This is a genomic window from Vogesella sp. EB, assembly GCF_001037925.1.
Classification (GTDB): Bacteria; Pseudomonadota; Gammaproteobacteria; order Burkholderiales; family Chromobacteriaceae; genus Vogesella; species Vogesella indigofera.
Genome location: NZ_LFDT01000022.1, coordinates 1 through 17,461, shown reverse-complemented (window position 1 = coordinate 17,461; position 17,461 = coordinate 1). Strand labels below are relative to the sequence as shown.

The following is a 17,461-nucleotide window of genomic DNA, read 5'->3' as shown; positions in this document are numbered from 1 at the left end:
ACCGGCAAGGCTTGCGGCCAACCTTTTGTTAACGAGCACAGCATGAGTCAACAACACATCCGCTTCGATTTTGCCGACGGCCTGCGCGGGCTGGCCATGCTGGCCGTGGTGCTGTTCCACTACACGCAGATCTTCTGGCAGCGCCGCGACCGCATCGGCGAGGTGATGCACCTGCCGCCGCTGGACGGCTACCACGGCGCTTCCTTCGTGCTGCCGTTCAACCTTGGCGCGGTGGGGGTGGGGCTGTTCCTGCTGATCTCCGGGCTGCTGATCCCGCTGTCGCTGACCCGCATGGGGGCGGCGCGCTTCGCGGTGTCGCGCGTGTTCCGCATCTACCCCACCTACTGGGCCGGGCTGCTGCTGACCGTGCTGGCGCTGTGGCTGGCGTCCTGGCTGCCGGGCGGCGACTTCGACGTGACCCGCGCCGACGTGCTGGGCCACGCCAGCATCGCATTCCAGGACTGGCTGGGCGGGCGCAACATCGATCCGGTGATGTGGACGCTGAAGGTGGAGCTGTGGTTCTACGCCATGCTGGGCACGGCGTTCGCGCTGACCGGGCGGCGCATCAAGTGGGCGATCTGGCTGCTGCTGCCGCTGATCGGCTGGCTGTGCCGCTTCGCCGCACCCAACAACTTCCAGACCATCGTCTGCTACTTCCCGCTGATGTTTGCCGGCTGCTGGCTGTACTTCTACCAGACCGGGCAGGCCGGCAAATGGGAAACCGTGCTGCACTTCCTCGCCATGCTGGGCCTGTTCGTGTGGGTGACCAACTGGCACAGCGCCGAGTTGTACGCCAGCTACGGCATCGGCGTGGCGCTGTTCGTCGCCGGCGCGCTGTGGCCGCGGCTGGTGGCCGCGCCGTTGCTGGTGCGGGTGGCCGGCGTCAGCTACGCCTGGTACGTGTGCCACTCGGTGGCCGGTTACGCCATCCTGTTCGCGCTGGCACAATACGGCACCCCGTGGTGGCTGATGGTGGCCATCGCGCTGCTGGCGACCTGGTTCATGGCGGTGGCGATCAACCGCCTGGTGGAGCTGCCGACGCAAAAGATCGGCAAGCGGCTGGCGGACAAATTGAAGTGACGCGGCCAACGTTGGGCGGATTTCGAGGTAGGTCGGCTTAGCGCAGCGTAACCCGGCAAGGTTGGCCGCAGTGGGGCCGATCGCGTAGTCCGGATAAGCCGCAGGTGCATCCGGGGTAGTTTTGTTTGATGTGCCGCTGCGCGGTGTTGTTTGGACTGCCGCTTTCCGCGCGGCGGCGGCTCACTTTCTTTTGCTTCGCCAAAAGAAAGTAAGCAAAGAAAAGGCGACCCGACGCCGCGCGAAACCCCGACCAAGCCCGCCCGCGCCAAGGCGCCGCCGAACTCGCTGCGCTCGGACATGCGGCGGCGTTTACCCTTGGCGCGCATGGTTTGTCCGGCGCGCGGCTGACGGGATGGGCGCGTCGCAGACGTTGCGGCCAAGGTTTCAGGTTTTAAGGTAGGTCGGGTTAGCGTAGCGTAACCCGACAAGGTTGGCCGCATCGGGGATGGTTTTATTTGATGTGCCGCTGCGCGGCGCTGTTTGAGTGCCGCTTTCCGCGCGGCGGCGGCTCACTTTCTTTTGCTTCGCCAAAAGAAAGTAAGCAAAGAAAAGGCGACCCGACGCCGCGCGAAACCCCGGCCAAGCCCGCCCGCGCCAAGGCGCCGCCGAACTCGCTGCGCTCGGACATGCGGCGGCGTTTATCCTTGGCGCGAACGGTTTGTCCGGCGCGCGGCTGACGGGACGGGTGCATCGCAGACGTTGCGGCCAAGGTTGGCCGGCTTTTGTCGGGCGGTGCACCCCGGCCTTATCGGGGCGCGCCGCCGAGGTGATGACAGAGGCAAGGTTGGCCGCAAGCAGGGTAGGTTGGGCTGAATGGAATGAAGCCCAACGTTTACCGCGTGATGGTGACAAGGTTGGGGTGGTAAACGTTGAGCTGAGGAATGGGGCAGGGGGTAATGTGTGAATAGAAAAATCCTGTGTGGAATGTTTCTAATGGCAGGCGTCTCAATTGGTGTCGCGTTGCAAGTATTTAGGGATTTTATTTTTCCGATATCAATTGGACGAATTGGTGATGCGGCTGGTGTTGTTTCTGCTTTAGTGGCATTCCTCACTTTTGTTTTGGGCTGTTTTCTTACATATCAGTAGAAAATCCAGTTTTTATTTTCGGAGCGGTATAAATCACTGAGTGAGTTAGAAAGTCAGCTCAGAATTCTCACTGATGTTTTGCTTAGGTATAACTGCGAAAAATTCACGGATGAACGAGTCTTTTCTGGTAGTGATTTGGTGAGTGATGATGTGAAGTCAGCATGGGATGCTTCCTTTAAGCTATATGCTTACTTGTGGAGAAAGTCATATAGACTTGGTTGTGTTCGCAAGGATGGGCATCTTGATCCTAATGTAATTCTGCGAAAGATGATTGATATAGAGCTTTCCCTTTGCAGTATTGCTGTGAATTTGGGAGTTAGTGCTTATGAAGAAATGCTGAAGAAGCTATCGATTTTTAACGATACTACAGTAAATGAATTAGAAAAATCATTTGAAAGATTAACGAAGTGAGCCAACAAAAATTCCTCCCCTTCGCCCTGCCGGACATCGGCGAAGACGAAATCAACGAAGTGGTCGATGCGCTGCGTTCCGGCTGGGTGACTACCGGGCCGAAAACCAAGCAGTTCGAGGCCGATTTTGCGGCGTTTATCGGTGACGGCGTGGAAGCGATCGCGGTGAACTCCGCCACCGCCGGCCTGCATCTGGCGCTGGAGGCGGTCGGTATCGGCCCGGGCGACGAGGTTATCGTGCCCAGCTACACCTTTACCGCCACCGCCGAGGTGGTTCGCTATCTCGGCGCCCACCCGGTGATCGTGGACGTCGATCCGGTGACCTTCAACATCCGCCCAGAGGCGATTCGCGCCGCGATCACGGAGAAAACCAGGGCGATCATGCCGGTGCACTTTGCCGGTCTGGCCTGCGACATGGACGCGATCATCGCCATCGCCCGCGAGCATAAGCTGAAGATCGTCGAGGACGCCGCCCACGCGATGCCGACGTACTACAAGGGCAAGCTGATCGGCACGCTGGATTCCGATGTCACCGTGTTCAGCTTCTACGCCAACAAGACCATGACCACCGGCGAAGGCGGCATGGTGGTGTCCAAGAACAAGGACATCCTCGCAAGATGTAAAGTCATGCGCCTGCACGGCATCAGTCGCGACGCCTTCGACCGCTACACCTCCAAGACGCCGGCCTGGTATTACGAGGTGGTCGCGCCCGGCTACAAGTACAACATGCCGGACACCGCCGCGGCGATGGGCATTCACCAGCTGAAGAAGATCAACGCCTTCCTGCAGAAGCGCGAAACGTTGGCCGCACGCTACGATGAGGCGCTGGCCGACCTGCCGCTGATCCTGCCGGCGCGGCCGGTGGATGCCGGCAGCAACCACGCCTGGCACCTGTACCCGGTACGGCTGAAGCCGGAAGCCGGCATCAGCCGTGACGATTTCATCGTGCGCATGGCGGAGCTGGGTATCGGCTGCTCGGTACACTTCATCCCGCTGCATCGCCAGCCGGTGTGGCGCGATGGTTACGGCCTGAAGCGCGAGGATTTCCCGGTGGCCGACGCGGCGTTCGAGGCCGAGGTGACGCTGCCGCTGTACACGCGCATGACGGACGACGACCAGCGCCGCGTGATCGCCGCGGTGCGCGAAGTGCTGGGCAAGTGATGAGCGACAAGCCAGAAAACAAGCAAGGCGTCGCGAGCGGCGCGGATGCAGGGCGGACGGCGCACAGCGACCGAGAGAGTACGGACGGTACCGCGCGAGCATCGGCCAACGCCGCAGACGAGTCGTGCAGCAGCTTTGGGCTACCGGATAATCTGCGGCCAACCTTGGCCGCTACCCACGGCTCGCCGATCGTCAAGCGCCTGTTCGACCTGACGGCGGTGCTGGCCGGGCTGTGGCTGATCTGGCCGCTGCTGCTGGCCATCGCGTTGTGGGTGAAGCTGGATTCGCCGGGCCCGGTGTTCTTCCGCCAGGTGCGGGTAGGGCGCGGCGGCCAGCTGTTCCGCATCCACAAGTTCCGCACCATGCAGATCAATGCCGAAGCCGCCGGCCAGCTGACGGTGGGCGCCGACGCCCGCGTCACCCGCGCCGGTCGCCTGCTGCGCAAGACCAAGCTGGACGAGTTGCCGCAGCTGCTGGACGTGCTGTTCGGCGACATGAGCCTGGTCGGGCCGCGCCCGGAGGTGCCGAAATACGTGGCGCTTTATCCGGCGCGGGTGAAGGAGGTCGTGCTGTCGGTGCGCCCCGGCATTACCGACTGGGCGTCGATCCGCATGATCGACGAGAACGAGCTGCTCGGCAAAGCGGCGGATGCGGAAAAGATGTACATCGAATCGATCCTGCCGCAGAAGCTGGATTACTACCTGCAATACGCGCGCAGCTACACGCTGTGGGGCGATGTGCAGATCATCCTGGCCACCTTGCTGAAGATCGTGTCGCGCTAGGCTTTCGGCCCTGTCTGCGGCCAACCTTGGGAACAACATGCTGGAAAAACTGCTGTCCTTCTCGCGCCACCACAAGATGGCGCTGTTGATGCTGCTGGATGCGCTGCTGCTGCCGCTGGCGCTGTGGAGCGCGGTGCTGCTGCGGCTGGGTGGCAACTGGGACCCGAAGCTGGACCCGTACCTGTGGATTTTCGCGGTGCCGCCGCTGTGGGTGCTGCCGATCTTCATCAAGCTCGGCCTGTACCGCGCGGTGCTGAAATTCCTCGACGACCGCATCGTGTACACCGTGTTCGTCGGCGTGTCGCTGTCGGTGCTGCTGCTGATGGCGGTGATCCTGATGGCCGGCATTGCGCCGTTCCCGCGCACCGCCATCGTGATCTTCTGGGTGTTCGCGATGGCCTATATCGGCGGCAGCCGCTTTTTCCTGCGCGGCATCGTGCGCCGCATCGACGCGCTGGACGCGCCGCGGCGGCCGGTGATCATCTACGGCGCCGGCCGTGCCGGCCTGCAGCTGATGGCGGCGCTACAGGAGGGCCGCGAATACCGGCCGCTGGCCTTTGTCGACGACAACCCGCAGCTGTGGCGCCGCACCTTCCGCGGCCTGACGGTGCACGATCCGCTGACCCTGCCGCAGCTGCTGCAGGACAGCGGCGCGGAGGCGATCCTGCTGGCGATGCCGTCGGCCAGCCGTGGCCGCCACCGCCAGATCCTGGAGCAGCTGGAAACCCTGCACGTGCCGATCAAGCGCCTGCCGGGGATGGCCGATCTGGTGTCCGGCGAAGTGCGGGTGGAAGAGCTGCGCGAGGTGGAGATCGACGACGTGCTCGGCCGCGACCAGGTGCCGCCGCAGCCGGAACTGCTGGCCGCCAACATCCGCGGCAAGGTGGTGATGGTCACCGGCGCCGGCGGTTCCATCGGCGCCGAGCTGTGCCGCCAGATCGTGAAAAACCGTCCGGCGCGCATCGTGCTGTTCGAACTGAGTGAATACGCGCTGTACGCGATCGACCAGGAGCTGGCGCGGCTGGCGCCGGCGGTGGCGCGCACGCCGGTGCTGGGCAGCGTCACCGATACGGCGCGGCTGAGTTCGGTGCTGCAGGCGTTCGCGGTGGAGACGGTGTACCACGCGGCGGCCTACAAGCACGTGCCGATGGTGGAGCACAATCCGGTGGCCGGTATCGTCAACAACGCCTTCGGCACCGACAGCTGCGCGCAGGCGGCGCAGGACGCCGGCGTCGCCACCTTCGTGCTGATTTCCACCGATAAAGCCGTGCGGCCAACCAACGTGATGGGCGCCAGCAAGCGCCTGGCCGAGCTGACCTTGCAGGCGCGCCACGCCGCCGGCAGCCGCACCCGTTTCGTGATGGTGCGCTTCGGCAACGTGCTGGGCAGCTCCGGCTCGGTGGTGCCGCTGTTCAAGCAGCAGATCGCGGCAGGCGGGCCGGTGACGCTGACCCATCCCGACATCACCCGCTACTTCATGACCATCCCCGAGGCGGCGCAGCTGGTGATCCAGGCCGGCGCGATGGGCGAGGGCGGCGACGTGTTCGTGCTGGATATGGGTGAGCCGGTGAAGATCATTGATCTGGCGCGGCGCATGATCCACCTGTCCGGGCTGGAGGTGCGCGACGACTACCATCCGCACGGCGACATCGAGATCCGCTGCACCGGCCTGCGCCCGGGTGAGAAGCTGTACGAGGAGCTGCTGATCGGCGACGGCGTGCTGGCCACCGACCATCCGCGCATCATGCGCGCGCAGGAGTACCACCTGCCGCCGGCGCAGCTGGCCGGCCATCTGGCGGCCTTGCGCAGTGCCTGCGCCGCGCTGGACGCGCCGCGCGCCTTTAGCGAGCTGCAACAGGTGGTGCACGAATTCAAGGCGGCGGCGCACACCGCCGACTGGGTGGCACAGGCCGCCGCCGGCGACAACTGAAACGGCGCCGCCCGCACACCGCCCGTCATGCCAGCCATGACGGGCGGTTTTTTTATGGGCGCGTCACGGCGGCAGGGCGTTCGGAAATCCGGATGCCGATCGGGTGGGTATTCGGTCTGCCGTTCTGATGGCCGCTCATGACGAGAGTATTCCTTGTAAATCAACGCTTTGGCTGTAGTAAAAGCTGGCACGGTCTGTGCTGTAGGGGCTGCCAATAGAAAACGGCACGCCAGATGCCGTACGCCGGCCTGGCCGGAGCCACGAAAGTGTTATTGACCCTCATATGCATGGAGTCCCCGTGAAACTGAATCGACTGACAACGATGATCCTGGCCGCAATGGTTCTGGGCATCATCACCGGTTATGCCTGGCGCGAGATGGCCGGCAGCCCGGAAGCCATCAAATCCTTTGCCGACAATCTGTCCATCCTGACCGACGTCTTCCTGCGTCTGATCAAGATGATCATCGCGCCGCTGGTGTTCTCCACCCTGGTGGTCGGCATTGCACGCATGGGTGACTCCGCTACCGTTGGCCGCATCGGTGCCAAGGCGATGGGCTGGTTCGTGACCGCCTCGCTGGTGTCCCTGATGCTGGGCCTGGTGATGGTCAACCTGCTGAAGCCGGGTGTCGGCCTCAGCCTGCCGCTGCCGGACATTACCGCCAGCTCCGGCATCGAGAAGGGCGCGCTGACACTGAAGGACTTCATCAGCCACCTGATTCCGAAGAGCGTGTTCGACGCGCTGGCCAAGAACGAGATCCTCGCCATCGTGGTGTTCTCGCTGTTCTTCGGTACTGGTGCCGCCGCCATCGGCGACAAGGCCAAGGGCCTGATCGACGCCATCGACGCCGTCGCCCACATCATGCTGAAGGTCACCGGCTACGTGATGAACTTCGCGCCGTTCGCGGTGTTTGCCGCGATCGCCGGCATGGTGGCGAAAGAGGGCCTGGGCATCCTGTCCACCTACGGCAGCTTCATGGCGCAGTTCTACATGTCGCTGAGCCTGCTGTGGCTGGCGCTGCTGGCCATGGGTGCGATCTTCCTGAAGGGCCGCGTCATCGAGCTGCTGCGCGCGGTGCGCGAGCCGGCACTGCTGGCCTTCTCCACCGCCAGCTCCGAGGCCGCCTATCCGAAGACCCTGGATCGCCTGAAGCGCTTCGGCTGCTCCGACCGCATCGCCAGCTTCGTGCTGCCGATGGGTTACTCGTTCAACCTCGACGGCTCGATGATGTACTGCACCTTTGCGACCATCTTCATCGCCCAGGCCTACGGTATCGACCTGACGCTGTCGCAGGAAATCACCATGCTGCTGATCCTGATGGTGACGTCCAAGGGCATGGCCGGCGTGCCGCGCGCGTCGCTGGTGGTGATCGCCGCCACCCTGGCACAGTTCAACATTCCGGAAGCCGGCCTGCTGCTGCTGCTGGGCGTCGACCACTTCCTGGACATGGGCCGTTCCGCCACCAACGTGCTGGGTAACGCCATCGCCGCCAGCGTGGTCGCCAAGACCGAGAAGGAACTGACTGCCGCGCTGCCGCAACTGGATGACGATGATGACATCGAGCCGCAGGGCCGTGACGTCGAGCTGCAACCGGCACTGGCCAAGCAGGGCTGATAGACTGCGCGTTTTGCGCTGCCGCCGCCCGGCGGCAGCCTGTCATTCCGGAGTCTTGCCATGAGTCGCGACGAACGTTTTCTCAGCCCCGCCCAGCTTGCCGAGCTGGCCCCCGCACTGCAGCGCCAGCTGGATAGCGAGTTCGGGGTGGAACTGGGCACGTTCGACGCGCAGTCGCTGCTGCTGTTTGTTGCCGGGCGCATCGGCCCGGCGATCTACAACCGCGCGCTGGCCGACGCCCGAAGCGCGCTGGATGCGCGCATGGAGTCGCTGCAGTCGGCACTGTGGGAGCTGGAGCGCGACTGAAGGCGCCCGTTGATGTCATGAAAAAGGTTGGCCGCATGATCACTCATGCGGCCAACCTTTTTTGCGTGTGGCCGGCAGAGCGATTACGCTGCAGGCCATTGCAGGAGGTGTGCTATGGAAACCCGCTGGCTGGAAGACTTTCTGGTATTGGCCGAGACCGGCAGCTTTACCCGCTCCGCCGAATTGCGCCACCTGACGCAACCGGCGTTCTCGCGCCGCATCAAGGCGCTGGAGCAGTGGTTGGGCGCCGACCTGATCGACCGCACCACCTGGCCGACGCGGCTGACGCCGGCCGGCGAGCTGCTGCTGGACAAGGCGCGGCAACTGGTCGGCGAGCTATCCAGCACCCGCACCCTGCTGCGCGGGCTGCATGCGGCGGACGGCACCACGCTGACGCTGGCGGTGCCGCACACGCTGTCGTTCGGCTTCGTACCGCGCTGGCTGGCGGACGAGCGCACGGCGCTGGGCGAGGTGTCGTGGCGCCTGCTGGCGCACAACGTGCACGACGCGGTGGTGGCGCTGGTCGAAGGCAATGCCGACCTGCTGCTGTGTTACCACCATCCGCGCCATCCGGTGGAGCTGAGCGCCGGCCGCTATCCAGGCCTGCGCCTGGGCAGCGAGACGCTGGGGCCGTTCGCGCGCGCGCTGGCGGACGGCCAGCCGCAGTGGCAGCTGCCCGGCAGCAGCGCCGCGCCGTTGCCCTTCCTCGGCTACGGCCAGAACGCCTACTTCCGGCGCATGACCGACCTGATCCTGGAGCGGGCACCGGCCGTGTGCGCGCTGCGGCAGTGCTTCGAGACCGACATGGCCGAGGGACTGAAGGCGATGGTGCTGGAAGGGCACGGCGTCGCCTTCCTGCCGCACAGCGCGGTGCAGCGCGAGCTGGGGGCCGGCCAGTTGTGTGCCGCCGGCGGCGAGCAGTGGACGCTGCCGATGGAGATCCGCGTCTACCGCGATGCGCGACGCGAACTGCCGGCGCTGGATGCGCTGTGGCAGCAGCTGGCGGCGCGCTATCCGGCGGTGTAGCGCGGCGCAACCCCGTATTGCGGCCAACCTTACAGCGACGTTGGCCGCATGTTGTTGGGTTTTGATCGTGCGTTGGCGACATGATCGGCGATCATGCAAATCCTGCATCATCCCATCGCCATTCGGAATTGGTCGTGGTGGCGACGGCGGCGCTACAGTGGCGGCCATCCTTCCCCACACAAGAACACCACCATGTCGACCCGTCTTGAACACGATCTGCTCGGCGACCGCGAGGTCCCTGCCCACGTTTACTGGGGTGTGCATACCCTGCGCGCCATCGAGAACTTCCCGATTACCGGCCAGACCATTGCCGGCTACGGCGACCTGATCCGCGCGCTGGCGGTGATCAAGCAGGCGGCGGCGCAGGCCAACCACCAGCTCGGCCTGCTCGGCACCGTGCACAAGGACGCCATCGTGCTGGCGTGCGAGGAAATCCGCGGCGGCAAGCTGCACGAGCAGTTCGTGGTCGACGTGATCCAGGGCGGTGCCGGCACCTCCACCAACATGAACGCCAACGAGGTGATCGCCAACCGTGCGCTGGAGATCCTCGGCCATGGCAAGGGCGAGTACCAGTACCTGCACCCCAACGAGCACGTCAACATGGGGCAGAGCACCAACGACGTGTACCCGACCGCGCTGCGACTGGCGACGTTCTGGGGTGTGCAGCGCCTGCTGGCGGCGATGGCCCGCCTGCGTGACGCCTTCGACGACAAGGCCGACGAATTCGGCGGCGTGCTGAAGATGGGCCGCACCCAGTTGCAGGACGCGGTACCGATGACGCTGGGGCAGGAATTCCGCACCTACGCGGTGATGCTGGGCGAGGACGAGCAGCGGCTGTACGAAGCCAGCGCGCTGATGCTGGAGATCAACCTCGGCGCCACCGCCATCGGCACCGGCATCACCGCCCACCCGGACTACACGCCGCTGGTGTGCGAGAAGCTGTCGGCGCTGACCGGCATCGCGCTGCAGACCGCGCCGAACCTGATCGAGGCGACCCAGGACTGCGGCGCCTTCGTGCAGCTGTCCGGGGTACTGAAGCGGGTGGCGGTAAAGCTGTCCAAGAGCTGCAACGATCTGCGCCTGCTGTCGTCCGGCCCGCGTGCCGGCCTCGGCGAGATCAACCTGCCAGCCCGTCAGGCCGGCTCGTCCATCATGCCGGGCAAGGTCAATCCGGTGATCCCGGAAGTGGTGACCCAGGTCGCCTATGAAGTGATCGGCAACGACATGACCGTCACCATGGCGGCGGAAGCCGGCCAGCTGCAGCTGAACGCCTTCGAGCCGGTGATCGCCTACAGCCTGTTCCGCAGCGTCAGCCACCTGACCGCGGCCTGCGACACGCTGCGCGAAAACTGCGTGGTCGGCATCACCGCCAACCGCGACTACCTGCTGGACACCGTGCACCGTTCCGTCGGTCTGGTGACGGCGCTGAACCCCTACATCGGCTACGCCGCCGCCACCGAAGTGGCCACCGAGGCGCACGCCAACGGCGGCAGCGTCTACGACATCGTGCTGCGTCGCGGCCTGCTGACGCGCGAACAGCTGGACAAGCTGCTACAGCCGGAGGCGCTGACCAGCCCGCGCTGGGTGACGCTGTAAGTTTGTAGGTCCCTTTATAGGGCGTCCCCGTGCGGTTCTCCGCATGGTGACGCCTTTTTTTGTGGCGGTTCGAGTGGCAGCGGGGAGAAGCCGCAGGGCGAAGTGTCTTGGCAAGGCGGCAGAATCGGTTTATACCGCTTTTGTGCGTTGCACAAAAAGGAGGTCCCATGACCCAGCCCTTGTTGCCCTTGCTGCTGGCAGTCAACGCCGTATTGCCGGCCTTGTGCCGCCGCCAGTGTCGCAGCAGCTTTGCCCTGTGGCATTCGTTGCTGTTTTTCGGTTGGCGCACCGTGCAGTCCGGTGCGCCGTGGCCGCAGCAGTACCAGCGCCTGCAACGCCGCGGCGAGGCCGACTGGCTGGCGTGGCAGCACGAACAGCTGTCGCTGTGCCAGACGCTGGCGGCGGCCGGCGATCCGTCGCCGCTGTGCGGCCAACCTTGCCCGCCGTCGCGCGCGCCGCGGCTGTACCGGCACCTGGCCGACGGCCTGCTGCTGTACGCGCGGCGCAGGCTGACCGTGCCCTGAGAAGCGGTTCACGATCTGCTGCACCCTGATATCCAAGTGGCTGATCCTTCGTTGGCATTGGCCAAAAAATGCGTATTGATATCAACATCAACGGCGCTTTTTTGGTCCATTCCGCCTTGTCTGGTTTTGGCTCACGAGATCGTGAACAGGTTTTGACGCGCATAGAAAAAAGCCTCCGCATGCGGAGGCTTTTTTCATGGTGCCAGGGTTGGCCGCAGCCTTACCAGGCGCTGTGCCACACGTCCAGCAGCTCGCTGCATTCCACGTCGCTGACTTCGGCGCGCGCCTGCAGCCAGCTGTTCAGCGCGTTGCGCATCTCGGCGGTCACCGCCACGCCGTTGATCGGGAATACGATGCCGTCCAGCTGGCCGTCGCTGAAGTGGCCGCCAAAGCTGACACCGTGCTGCTCGACCGCGTCCAGCCAGGCATCCAGTAGGCCGTCGTGGGCGCCGGCAGCGGCGTCTTCTTTCAGATTGGCAATCACGGTAAAGCCCAGTTCCTGGAACTCACCAACGCGCAGCTTCTTGCGCTGGCGGGGTTTCAGGCGTTTCAGGCGCTGGCGGGAATTGGCATTAATCATGGTGAGATCTCCGGGGTAAGTACAGACAGGGCGCGATGATAACGCGCCCTGCCCGGGGTAACACAATTATTTGCGGCGGCGGCGCGTTACAGCCCCAGTTGCTGCCACAGGCTGTCCACGCGCTGGCGGGTGGCGGCGTCCATCACGATCGGGGTGCCCCATTCGCGGCTGGTTTCGCCGGGCAGCTTGTTGGTGGCGTCCAGCCCCATCTTGCCGCCGAGGCCGGACACCGGGCTGGCGAAGTCCAGATAGTCGATCGGGGTGTGCTCGATCAGCGTGGTGTCGCGCACCGGGTCCATGCGCGTGGTGATCGCCCAGATCACTTCCTTCCAGTCGCGGGTGTTGACGTCGTCGTCGACCACCACGATGAACTTGGTGTACATGAACTGGCGCAGGAAGCTCCAGCAGCCCATCATCACCCGCTTGGCGTGGCCGGGGTACTGCTTCTTGATCGACACCACCGCCATGCGGTAGCTGCAGCCTTCCGGCGGCAGGTAGAAGTCGACGATCTCTGGGAACTGCTTCTGCAGTATGGGCACGAACACCTCGTTCAGCGCCACGCCGAGGATGGCCGGCTCGTCCGGTGGCTTGCCGGTGTAGGTGCTGTGGTAGATCGGGTTCTCGCGCATGGTGATGCGGTCGATGGTGAACACCGGGAAGCTGTCCTGCTCGTTGTAGTAGCCGGTGTGGTCGCCGTAGGGGCCTTCCATTGCCATGTCGTTGGGGTGGATGTGGCCTTCCAGCACGATTTCGGCACTGGCCGGCACCTGCAGGTCGGAGCCGAGGCACTGCACCAGCTCGGTACGGCTGCCGCGCAGCAGGCCGGCAAACTGGTATTCCGACAGCGTATCCGGCACTGGCGTCACCGCGCCCAGGATGGTGGCCGGGTCGCAGCCCAGTACCACCGCCACCGGGTAGGGCTTGTCAGGGTTGGCCGCACGGAACTCTCGGTAGTCCAGCGCGCCGCCACGGTGTGCCAGCCAGCGCATGATCACGCGGTTGCGGCCGATCACCTGCTGGCGATAGATGCCGAGGTTTTGGCGCTTCTTGTTGGGGCCGCGCGTCACGGTCAGGCCCCAGGTAATCAGCGGCGCCACGTCGCCGGGCCAGCAGTGCTGGATCGGCAGCCGGGCCAGGTCCACGTCGTCGCCTTCCCACACGATGTCCTGGCACGGCGCCTTCTTCACTTCCTTCGGCGCCATCGACAGCACCTGCTTCAGTAGCGGCAGCTTGTCCCACGCGTCGCGCAAGCCCTTCGGCGGTTCCGGCTCCTTCAGATAAGCCAGTGTCTTGCCGATTTCGCGTAACTGCATCACATCGCTGGCGCCCATGCCCATCGCCACCCGCTTGGGGGTGCCGAACAGATTGGCCAGCACCGGGATATCGTAGCGCTTGTCGCCCTGTTGCGGCGTTTCGAACAGCAGTGCCGGGCCCCCGGCCTTCAGCACGCGGTCGCCGATCTCGGTCATCTCCAGGTGCGGCGACACCGGCACGCTGATGCGCTTCAGCTCGTGCTGTCGTTCCAGTTGGCTAATGAAGTCTCGCAGGTCGTGGTATTTCATGATCGTTTCATGATCTAACGCAAAAACCCTGTTTCAGAGCAAGGTTATTCTTGCCGCACGTCTTCGCCGTGCTCGACAAGTTGCTGGTCAATTAAGAGTGCTTTGGCGAACAAGAAGAATTTTCGCAGAACTTGCTTGGAGATAACCATGAAAAAATTCGCTATCGCCGCCATTCTGGCTTCCTTGTCCGCTGGTGCCTTCGCGGCACAGGGCGACATCATCGCACGTTTGCGTATTACCGATGTAAATCCGCAAACTTCGGTAAACGACACCCTGCAAGCGCTGAATGTTGATGTCAAGAATGACACCATTCCCGAGCTGGACTTCACCTACATGCTCACCAACAACATTGGTGCCGAGCTGATCCTGGGTACGTCCAAGCACGACATCACTGCTGGCGGTGCCAAGATCGGCTCCGTGAAAGTGCTGCCACCGACACTGACGCTGCAGTACCACTTCAATCCGGAAGGCCAGTTCCGTCCGTACGCCGGTGCCGGTATCAACTACACCCGCTTCTACGGCTTCAAGGATGACTCCGGTCTCGGCCTGTCCATCAAGAAAAACAGCTTTGGCCCGGCACTGCAGGTTGGTATCGACATGCCGCTGACCAAGGACGTGTTCCTGAACCTGGACATGAAAAAAATCTGGATCAAGACCAAGGTTGACTCTTCCGTTGCTGGTGGCAATGTCGGTACCCTCGACATCAACCCGCTGGTGACCAGCGTCGGTATCGGCATGAAGTTCTGATCGACCGGCTGCGGCTGGCATGAAAAAGGGCGCTGCGGCGCCCTTTTTGCATGACTCGGGTACAATGCGTCTATTCCAAGGAGATTGTGATGAGCAGCTGGGTAGCGCAGGCGGTACAAAAGATCGAGGCAGACTTCAATCGCTCCAGCGATACGCACCTGATTCCCTTGCCGCTGCCGGGGCTGCCCGACATCCAGCTCTATTTCAAGGACGAGTCCACCCATCCCACCGGCAGCCTCAAGCACCGCCTGGCGCGCTCCCTGTTCCTCTACGGCTTGTGCAACGGCTGGATCAAAGCCGGTACCAGCATCATCGAGGCGTCCAGCGGCAGTACCGCAGTGTCGGAGGCCTACTTCGCCCGTCTGCTGGGGCTGCCGTTCATCGCGGTGATGCCGCGCAGTACCTCGGCCGAGAAAATCCGCGCCATCGAGTTTTACGGCGGGCGCTGTCACCTGGTAGATGATCCGGCCACCATCTATGACGTGTCGCGGCAACTGGCGCAGCAGCTGGATGGTCACTATATGGACCAGTTCACCTACGCCGAGCGTGCCACCGACTGGCGCGGCAACAACAATATCGCCGATACCATTTTCCGGCAGATGGCGCTGGAGCCGCATCCGGTGCCGGAGTGGATCGTGTGTGGCGCCGGCACCGGCGGCACCAGCGCCACCTTTGGTCGTTACGTGCGCTATCAGCGTTTGGCGACGCGGGTGTGCGTGGTGGATCCGGAAAACTCGGTGTTCTACGACAGCTACTATAGTGGCCAGCGCGACCAGCAGTGCCGTGGCGGCTCCGGGGTGGAAGGTATCGGCCGCCCGCGTGTCGAGCCGTCCTTCATCCCCGGTGTGGTCGATCACATGATTCGCGTGCCGAACGTCGCCAGCTACGCCGCGGTGCATTTTCTGGAGGAGGTGCTCGGGCGCAAGTGCGGCGGCTCCACCGGCACCAATTTCTACGGCGTCTGCCAGCTGGCGGCGGAAATGCAGCGTAACGGCCAGAGCGGTAGCATCGTCACGCTGCTGTGTGACGACGGCAACCGCTATCTCAACAGTTACTTCGATCCCGCCTGGCTGGCGGGCAATGGCTACGACATCGCGCCATGGCTGACCCGTTATCGCCGCTTCTTCCACGATGGCGTGTGGTCGGAGGCGCAGGCCTGAACCGCTTGCCTGGCCATACGATACCGATGAGTTCCGCTCCCGTTCCCCACGTTTCCGATCGCAGTCATGTTGCACTGCACGCGGCATTGATCAATGCCGCGCTGATCGTGTTCCTCAGCGCCTATCCGTTCAGCGGCTGGCAGGACACCGGTTTGCCGCTGTTCGACTTCCTGTTCTATCCACTGCCGTACTACACCCGTTTTTTCGACAATGCCGTCAACCTGCTGATCTATATTCCCTACGGCTTCAGCCTGGCGCTGGTGCCGCATCGCAAGTGGCAGGGCTGGGGACTGGCGATGGTGGTGGCCAGTCTCAGTAGTGTGCTGGTGGAGACGCTGCAGCAGTTCCTGCCATTGCGCGTCGCCTCCAATCTTGACGTGCTGTACAACGTCGGCGGCGCCGCCTGCGGCGCGACGCTGGCGACCTTTCCGCTGTTTTCCCGCTTCTGGGCGCAAGGCAAGGCCTTGCGCCGGCGCTGGTTCGTCGGCGACAGCAGTGCCGACTACGCGTTGCTGCTGATCGGATTGTGGTTCCTGACACAGCTGAATCCGGCGATTCCGCTGTTCGGCATGGTGGTGTTGCCGGAGGGTCTGCCGCAGCCGTATGTCTCGCCGCTGCAGGATCCGCAATTGTTCCTGATGCTGATCGAAGGCGGCAGCGCGATGCTCAATCTCGCCGGCAGCCTGCTGTTCCTGACCTGCTTCCTGAGCCGGCGCCAGTACCAGTTGCGCGCCATCGTCTACTTCCTGCTGACGGTGATCGTGCTGAAGCTGGTCACCGCCGGTGCGCTGCTGAAGCCGGCATTGTTCTTCCAGTGGGTCAACCTCAATGTTGCGCTGGGTCTGCTTGGCGGCCTGTTGCTGGTGTGGGCGGTGACGCGCGGTCAACGTTGGCCGCAAACCCTGGCCGCCATGCTGTGCCTGCTGCTGTCACAGCTGGTGGTATCGTTCTGGCCGCTGTCCGGTCTGCAGTCCGACGTGTTGTCGCTGTTCCGCTGGAGCTACGGCCATCTGTTGAACATGAGTGCACTGGTCGACCTGGTGGCCGACTTGTGGCCGCTGGCAGCATTTGCCTGCCTGCTGCTGTCGCTCAGGCAGCAGGGGCGGCACTAATTGCCAGTCGCGGCAACTGGCTCAGGTTGCCGATGCGGTAGTCGACCCAGCACGGCTTGCGCTTCTGCTGGCTGATCCACACCGTCCGCATGCCCAGCTGTCGTGCCGTGCGCAGGTTGGCCGCAGAATCTTCCACCATGATGCAGTACTCGGCGGCAATGCCGCTTTGGCGCAGCACCTGCCGAAACGCGGCCGCCCGCGGCTTGGGCTGGCCGAAACGTTCGATGCCGAAAATCTCCTCAAACAGATGGCCGATGCGCAGGTGTTCGATCAGCGCCTCTACATAGTGTTGCGGGCCATTGGAAAATACCCACTTGCGTCCCGGCAGGCGGCTCAGCAATTGCGGTAGCTGGTTGCTGCTGTCGATCAAGGGCAGCAGTTCGTCCATGTCGTGGGTGTGGCGCAGGAAATGGTCGGCGTCGATGCGGTGATGTCTGACCAGGCCACCAAGGGTTGCGCCATAGCGATGCCAGTACAGCTTGCGCAGGCGGTGGGCCTCGTCTTCGTCAACCTGCAGGTGTTGCATGATGTAACTGGTCATCCGCAGCGTAATCAGCGGAAACACCTGCGCGCCGGCGTGGTGCAGCGTGTCATCAAGATCGAAAAGCCAGTGTCGTTGCATGAATTAATGGGGGTTTGGTAGTTGGAAGGAGTCGGGCGTCCAGCGTAGCAGAGCCAATCCGGCTTGGGTTTTCAATTTTGTTCAGGCTGCTTGCTTATTGAAATCAATGGCTTGTGGTTTTTGTGTCAAAAAGTCCGTTTGCGGGTGTTGACGCAGGTGGCGGGC

At 63.5% G+C, this 17,461-nt stretch carries 17 protein-coding genes; 13 read left to right on the top strand and 4 right to left on the bottom strand.

The window, feature by feature from the left end:
* Window positions 1-42 precede the first annotated feature (42 nt).
* On the top strand, window positions 43-1,080 hold the full coding sequence (locus tag ACG97_RS12270) for an acyltransferase (protein ID WP_047967660.1): 1,038 nt from the start codon (window positions 43-45) through the stop codon (window positions 1,078-1,080).
* A gap of 451 nt (window positions 1,081-1,531) precedes the next feature.
* Here the strand turns inward: ACG97_RS12270 and ACG97_RS17675 are convergent, their stop codons facing one another.
* Window positions 1,532-1,771 carry a hypothetical protein gene (locus tag ACG97_RS17675; RefSeq protein WP_156168037.1) on the bottom strand — a complete coding sequence of 80 codons (240 nt, stop codon included), beginning with the start codon at window positions 1,769-1,771 and terminating at the stop codon, window positions 1,532-1,534.
* Between the two features lie 533 nt (window positions 1,772-2,304).
* Here ACG97_RS17675 and ACG97_RS17670 point away from each other — a divergent pair.
* From ACG97_RS17670 to ACG97_RS12230, 9 genes are all read left to right on the top strand, one after another.
* Window positions 2,305-2,577 (top strand): hypothetical protein, encoded by a 273-nt coding sequence (locus ACG97_RS17670; RefSeq protein ID WP_156168036.1) that lies wholly within the window; start codon window positions 2,305-2,307, stop codon window positions 2,575-2,577.
* Complete coding sequence (locus tag ACG97_RS12265; RefSeq protein ID WP_047967659.1) at window positions 2,574-3,737, top strand: DegT/DnrJ/EryC1/StrS aminotransferase family protein; 1,164 nt, start codon at window positions 2,574-2,576, stop codon at window positions 3,735-3,737. The genes ACG97_RS17670 and ACG97_RS12265 overlap by 4 nt, the downstream gene beginning before the upstream one ends.
* A gap of 164 nt (window positions 3,738-3,901) precedes the next feature.
* On the top strand, window positions 3,902-4,519 hold the full coding sequence (locus ACG97_RS12260; RefSeq protein WP_304413452.1) for a sugar transferase: 618 nt from the start codon (window positions 3,902-3,904) through the stop codon (window positions 4,517-4,519).
* A 37-nt stretch (window positions 4,520-4,556) separates the two neighbouring features.
* Window positions 4,557-6,449 carry a nucleoside-diphosphate sugar epimerase/dehydratase gene (locus ACG97_RS12255; RefSeq protein ID WP_047967658.1) on the top strand — a complete coding sequence of 631 codons (1,893 nt, stop codon included), beginning with the start codon at window positions 4,557-4,559 and terminating at the stop codon, window positions 6,447-6,449.
* Between the two features lie 298 nt (window positions 6,450-6,747).
* Window positions 6,748-8,061, top strand: a complete 1,314-nt coding sequence (locus ACG97_RS12250; protein WP_047967657.1) for a dicarboxylate/amino acid:cation symporter — start codon at window positions 6,748-6,750, stop codon at window positions 8,059-8,061.
* A gap of 60 nt (window positions 8,062-8,121) precedes the next feature.
* On the top strand, window positions 8,122-8,367 hold the full coding sequence (locus tag ACG97_RS12245) for a DUF2164 domain-containing protein (RefSeq protein ID WP_047967656.1): 246 nt from the start codon (window positions 8,122-8,124) through the stop codon (window positions 8,365-8,367).
* A 114-nt stretch (window positions 8,368-8,481) separates the two neighbouring features.
* The gene (locus ACG97_RS12240; RefSeq protein ID WP_047967655.1) at window positions 8,482-9,393 is read left to right on the top strand and encodes a LysR substrate-binding domain-containing protein; all 912 of its coding nucleotides are present in this window, start codon (window positions 8,482-8,484) and stop codon (window positions 9,391-9,393) included.
* 192 nt (window positions 9,394-9,585) lie between these two features.
* Window positions 9,586-10,989: an aspartate ammonia-lyase gene (gene aspA / locus ACG97_RS12235; RefSeq protein WP_047967654.1), complete on the top strand. Its 1,404-nt coding sequence runs from the start codon at window positions 9,586-9,588 to the stop codon at window positions 10,987-10,989.
* 167 nt (window positions 10,990-11,156) lie between these two features.
* Window positions 11,157-11,513, top strand: coding sequence for a hypothetical protein (locus ACG97_RS12230; RefSeq protein ID WP_156168035.1), 357 nt, complete (start codon window positions 11,157-11,159; stop codon window positions 11,511-11,513).
* 220 nt (window positions 11,514-11,733) lie between these two features.
* Here the strand turns inward: ACG97_RS12230 and ACG97_RS12225 are convergent, their stop codons facing one another.
* Window positions 11,734-12,093: a YggL family protein gene (locus ACG97_RS12225; protein WP_047967652.1), complete on the bottom strand. Its 360-nt coding sequence runs from the start codon at window positions 12,091-12,093 to the stop codon at window positions 11,734-11,736.
* A gap of 86 nt (window positions 12,094-12,179) precedes the next feature.
* On the bottom strand, window positions 12,180-13,655 hold the full coding sequence (gene ubiD / locus ACG97_RS12220; RefSeq protein ID WP_047967651.1) for a 4-hydroxy-3-polyprenylbenzoate decarboxylase: 1,476 nt from the start codon (window positions 13,653-13,655) through the stop codon (window positions 12,180-12,182).
* A gap of 147 nt (window positions 13,656-13,802) precedes the next feature.
* Here ubiD and ACG97_RS12215 point away from each other — a divergent pair, with 147 nt between their 5' ends.
* The 3 genes from ACG97_RS12215 (at window position 13,803) to ACG97_RS12205 (ending at window position 16,674) form a co-directional block, all read left to right on the top strand.
* A complete protein-coding gene (locus ACG97_RS12215; RefSeq protein WP_047967650.1) occupies window positions 13,803-14,402 on the top strand; it encodes an OmpW family protein in 600 nt (199 codons plus the stop codon).
* Window positions 14,403-14,491: 89 nt separating this feature from the next.
* Window positions 14,492-15,562: a PLP-dependent cysteine synthase family protein gene (locus ACG97_RS12210; RefSeq protein ID WP_047967649.1), complete on the top strand. Its 1,071-nt coding sequence runs from the start codon at window positions 14,492-14,494 to the stop codon at window positions 15,560-15,562.
* 26 nt (window positions 15,563-15,588) lie between these two features.
* Window positions 15,589-16,674 carry a VanZ family protein gene (locus ACG97_RS12205; RefSeq protein ID WP_047967648.1) on the top strand — a complete coding sequence of 362 codons (1,086 nt, stop codon included), beginning with the start codon at window positions 15,589-15,591 and terminating at the stop codon, window positions 16,672-16,674.
* On the opposite strand, the gene ACG97_RS12200 is transcribed toward ACG97_RS12205, so the two are convergent.
* Window positions 16,652-17,296, bottom strand: coding sequence for a pyrimidine 5'-nucleotidase (locus ACG97_RS12200; protein ID WP_047967647.1), 645 nt, complete (start codon window positions 17,294-17,296; stop codon window positions 16,652-16,654). The genes ACG97_RS12205 and ACG97_RS12200 overlap by 23 nt on opposite strands.
* Window positions 17,297-17,461: the final 165 nt, after the last annotated feature.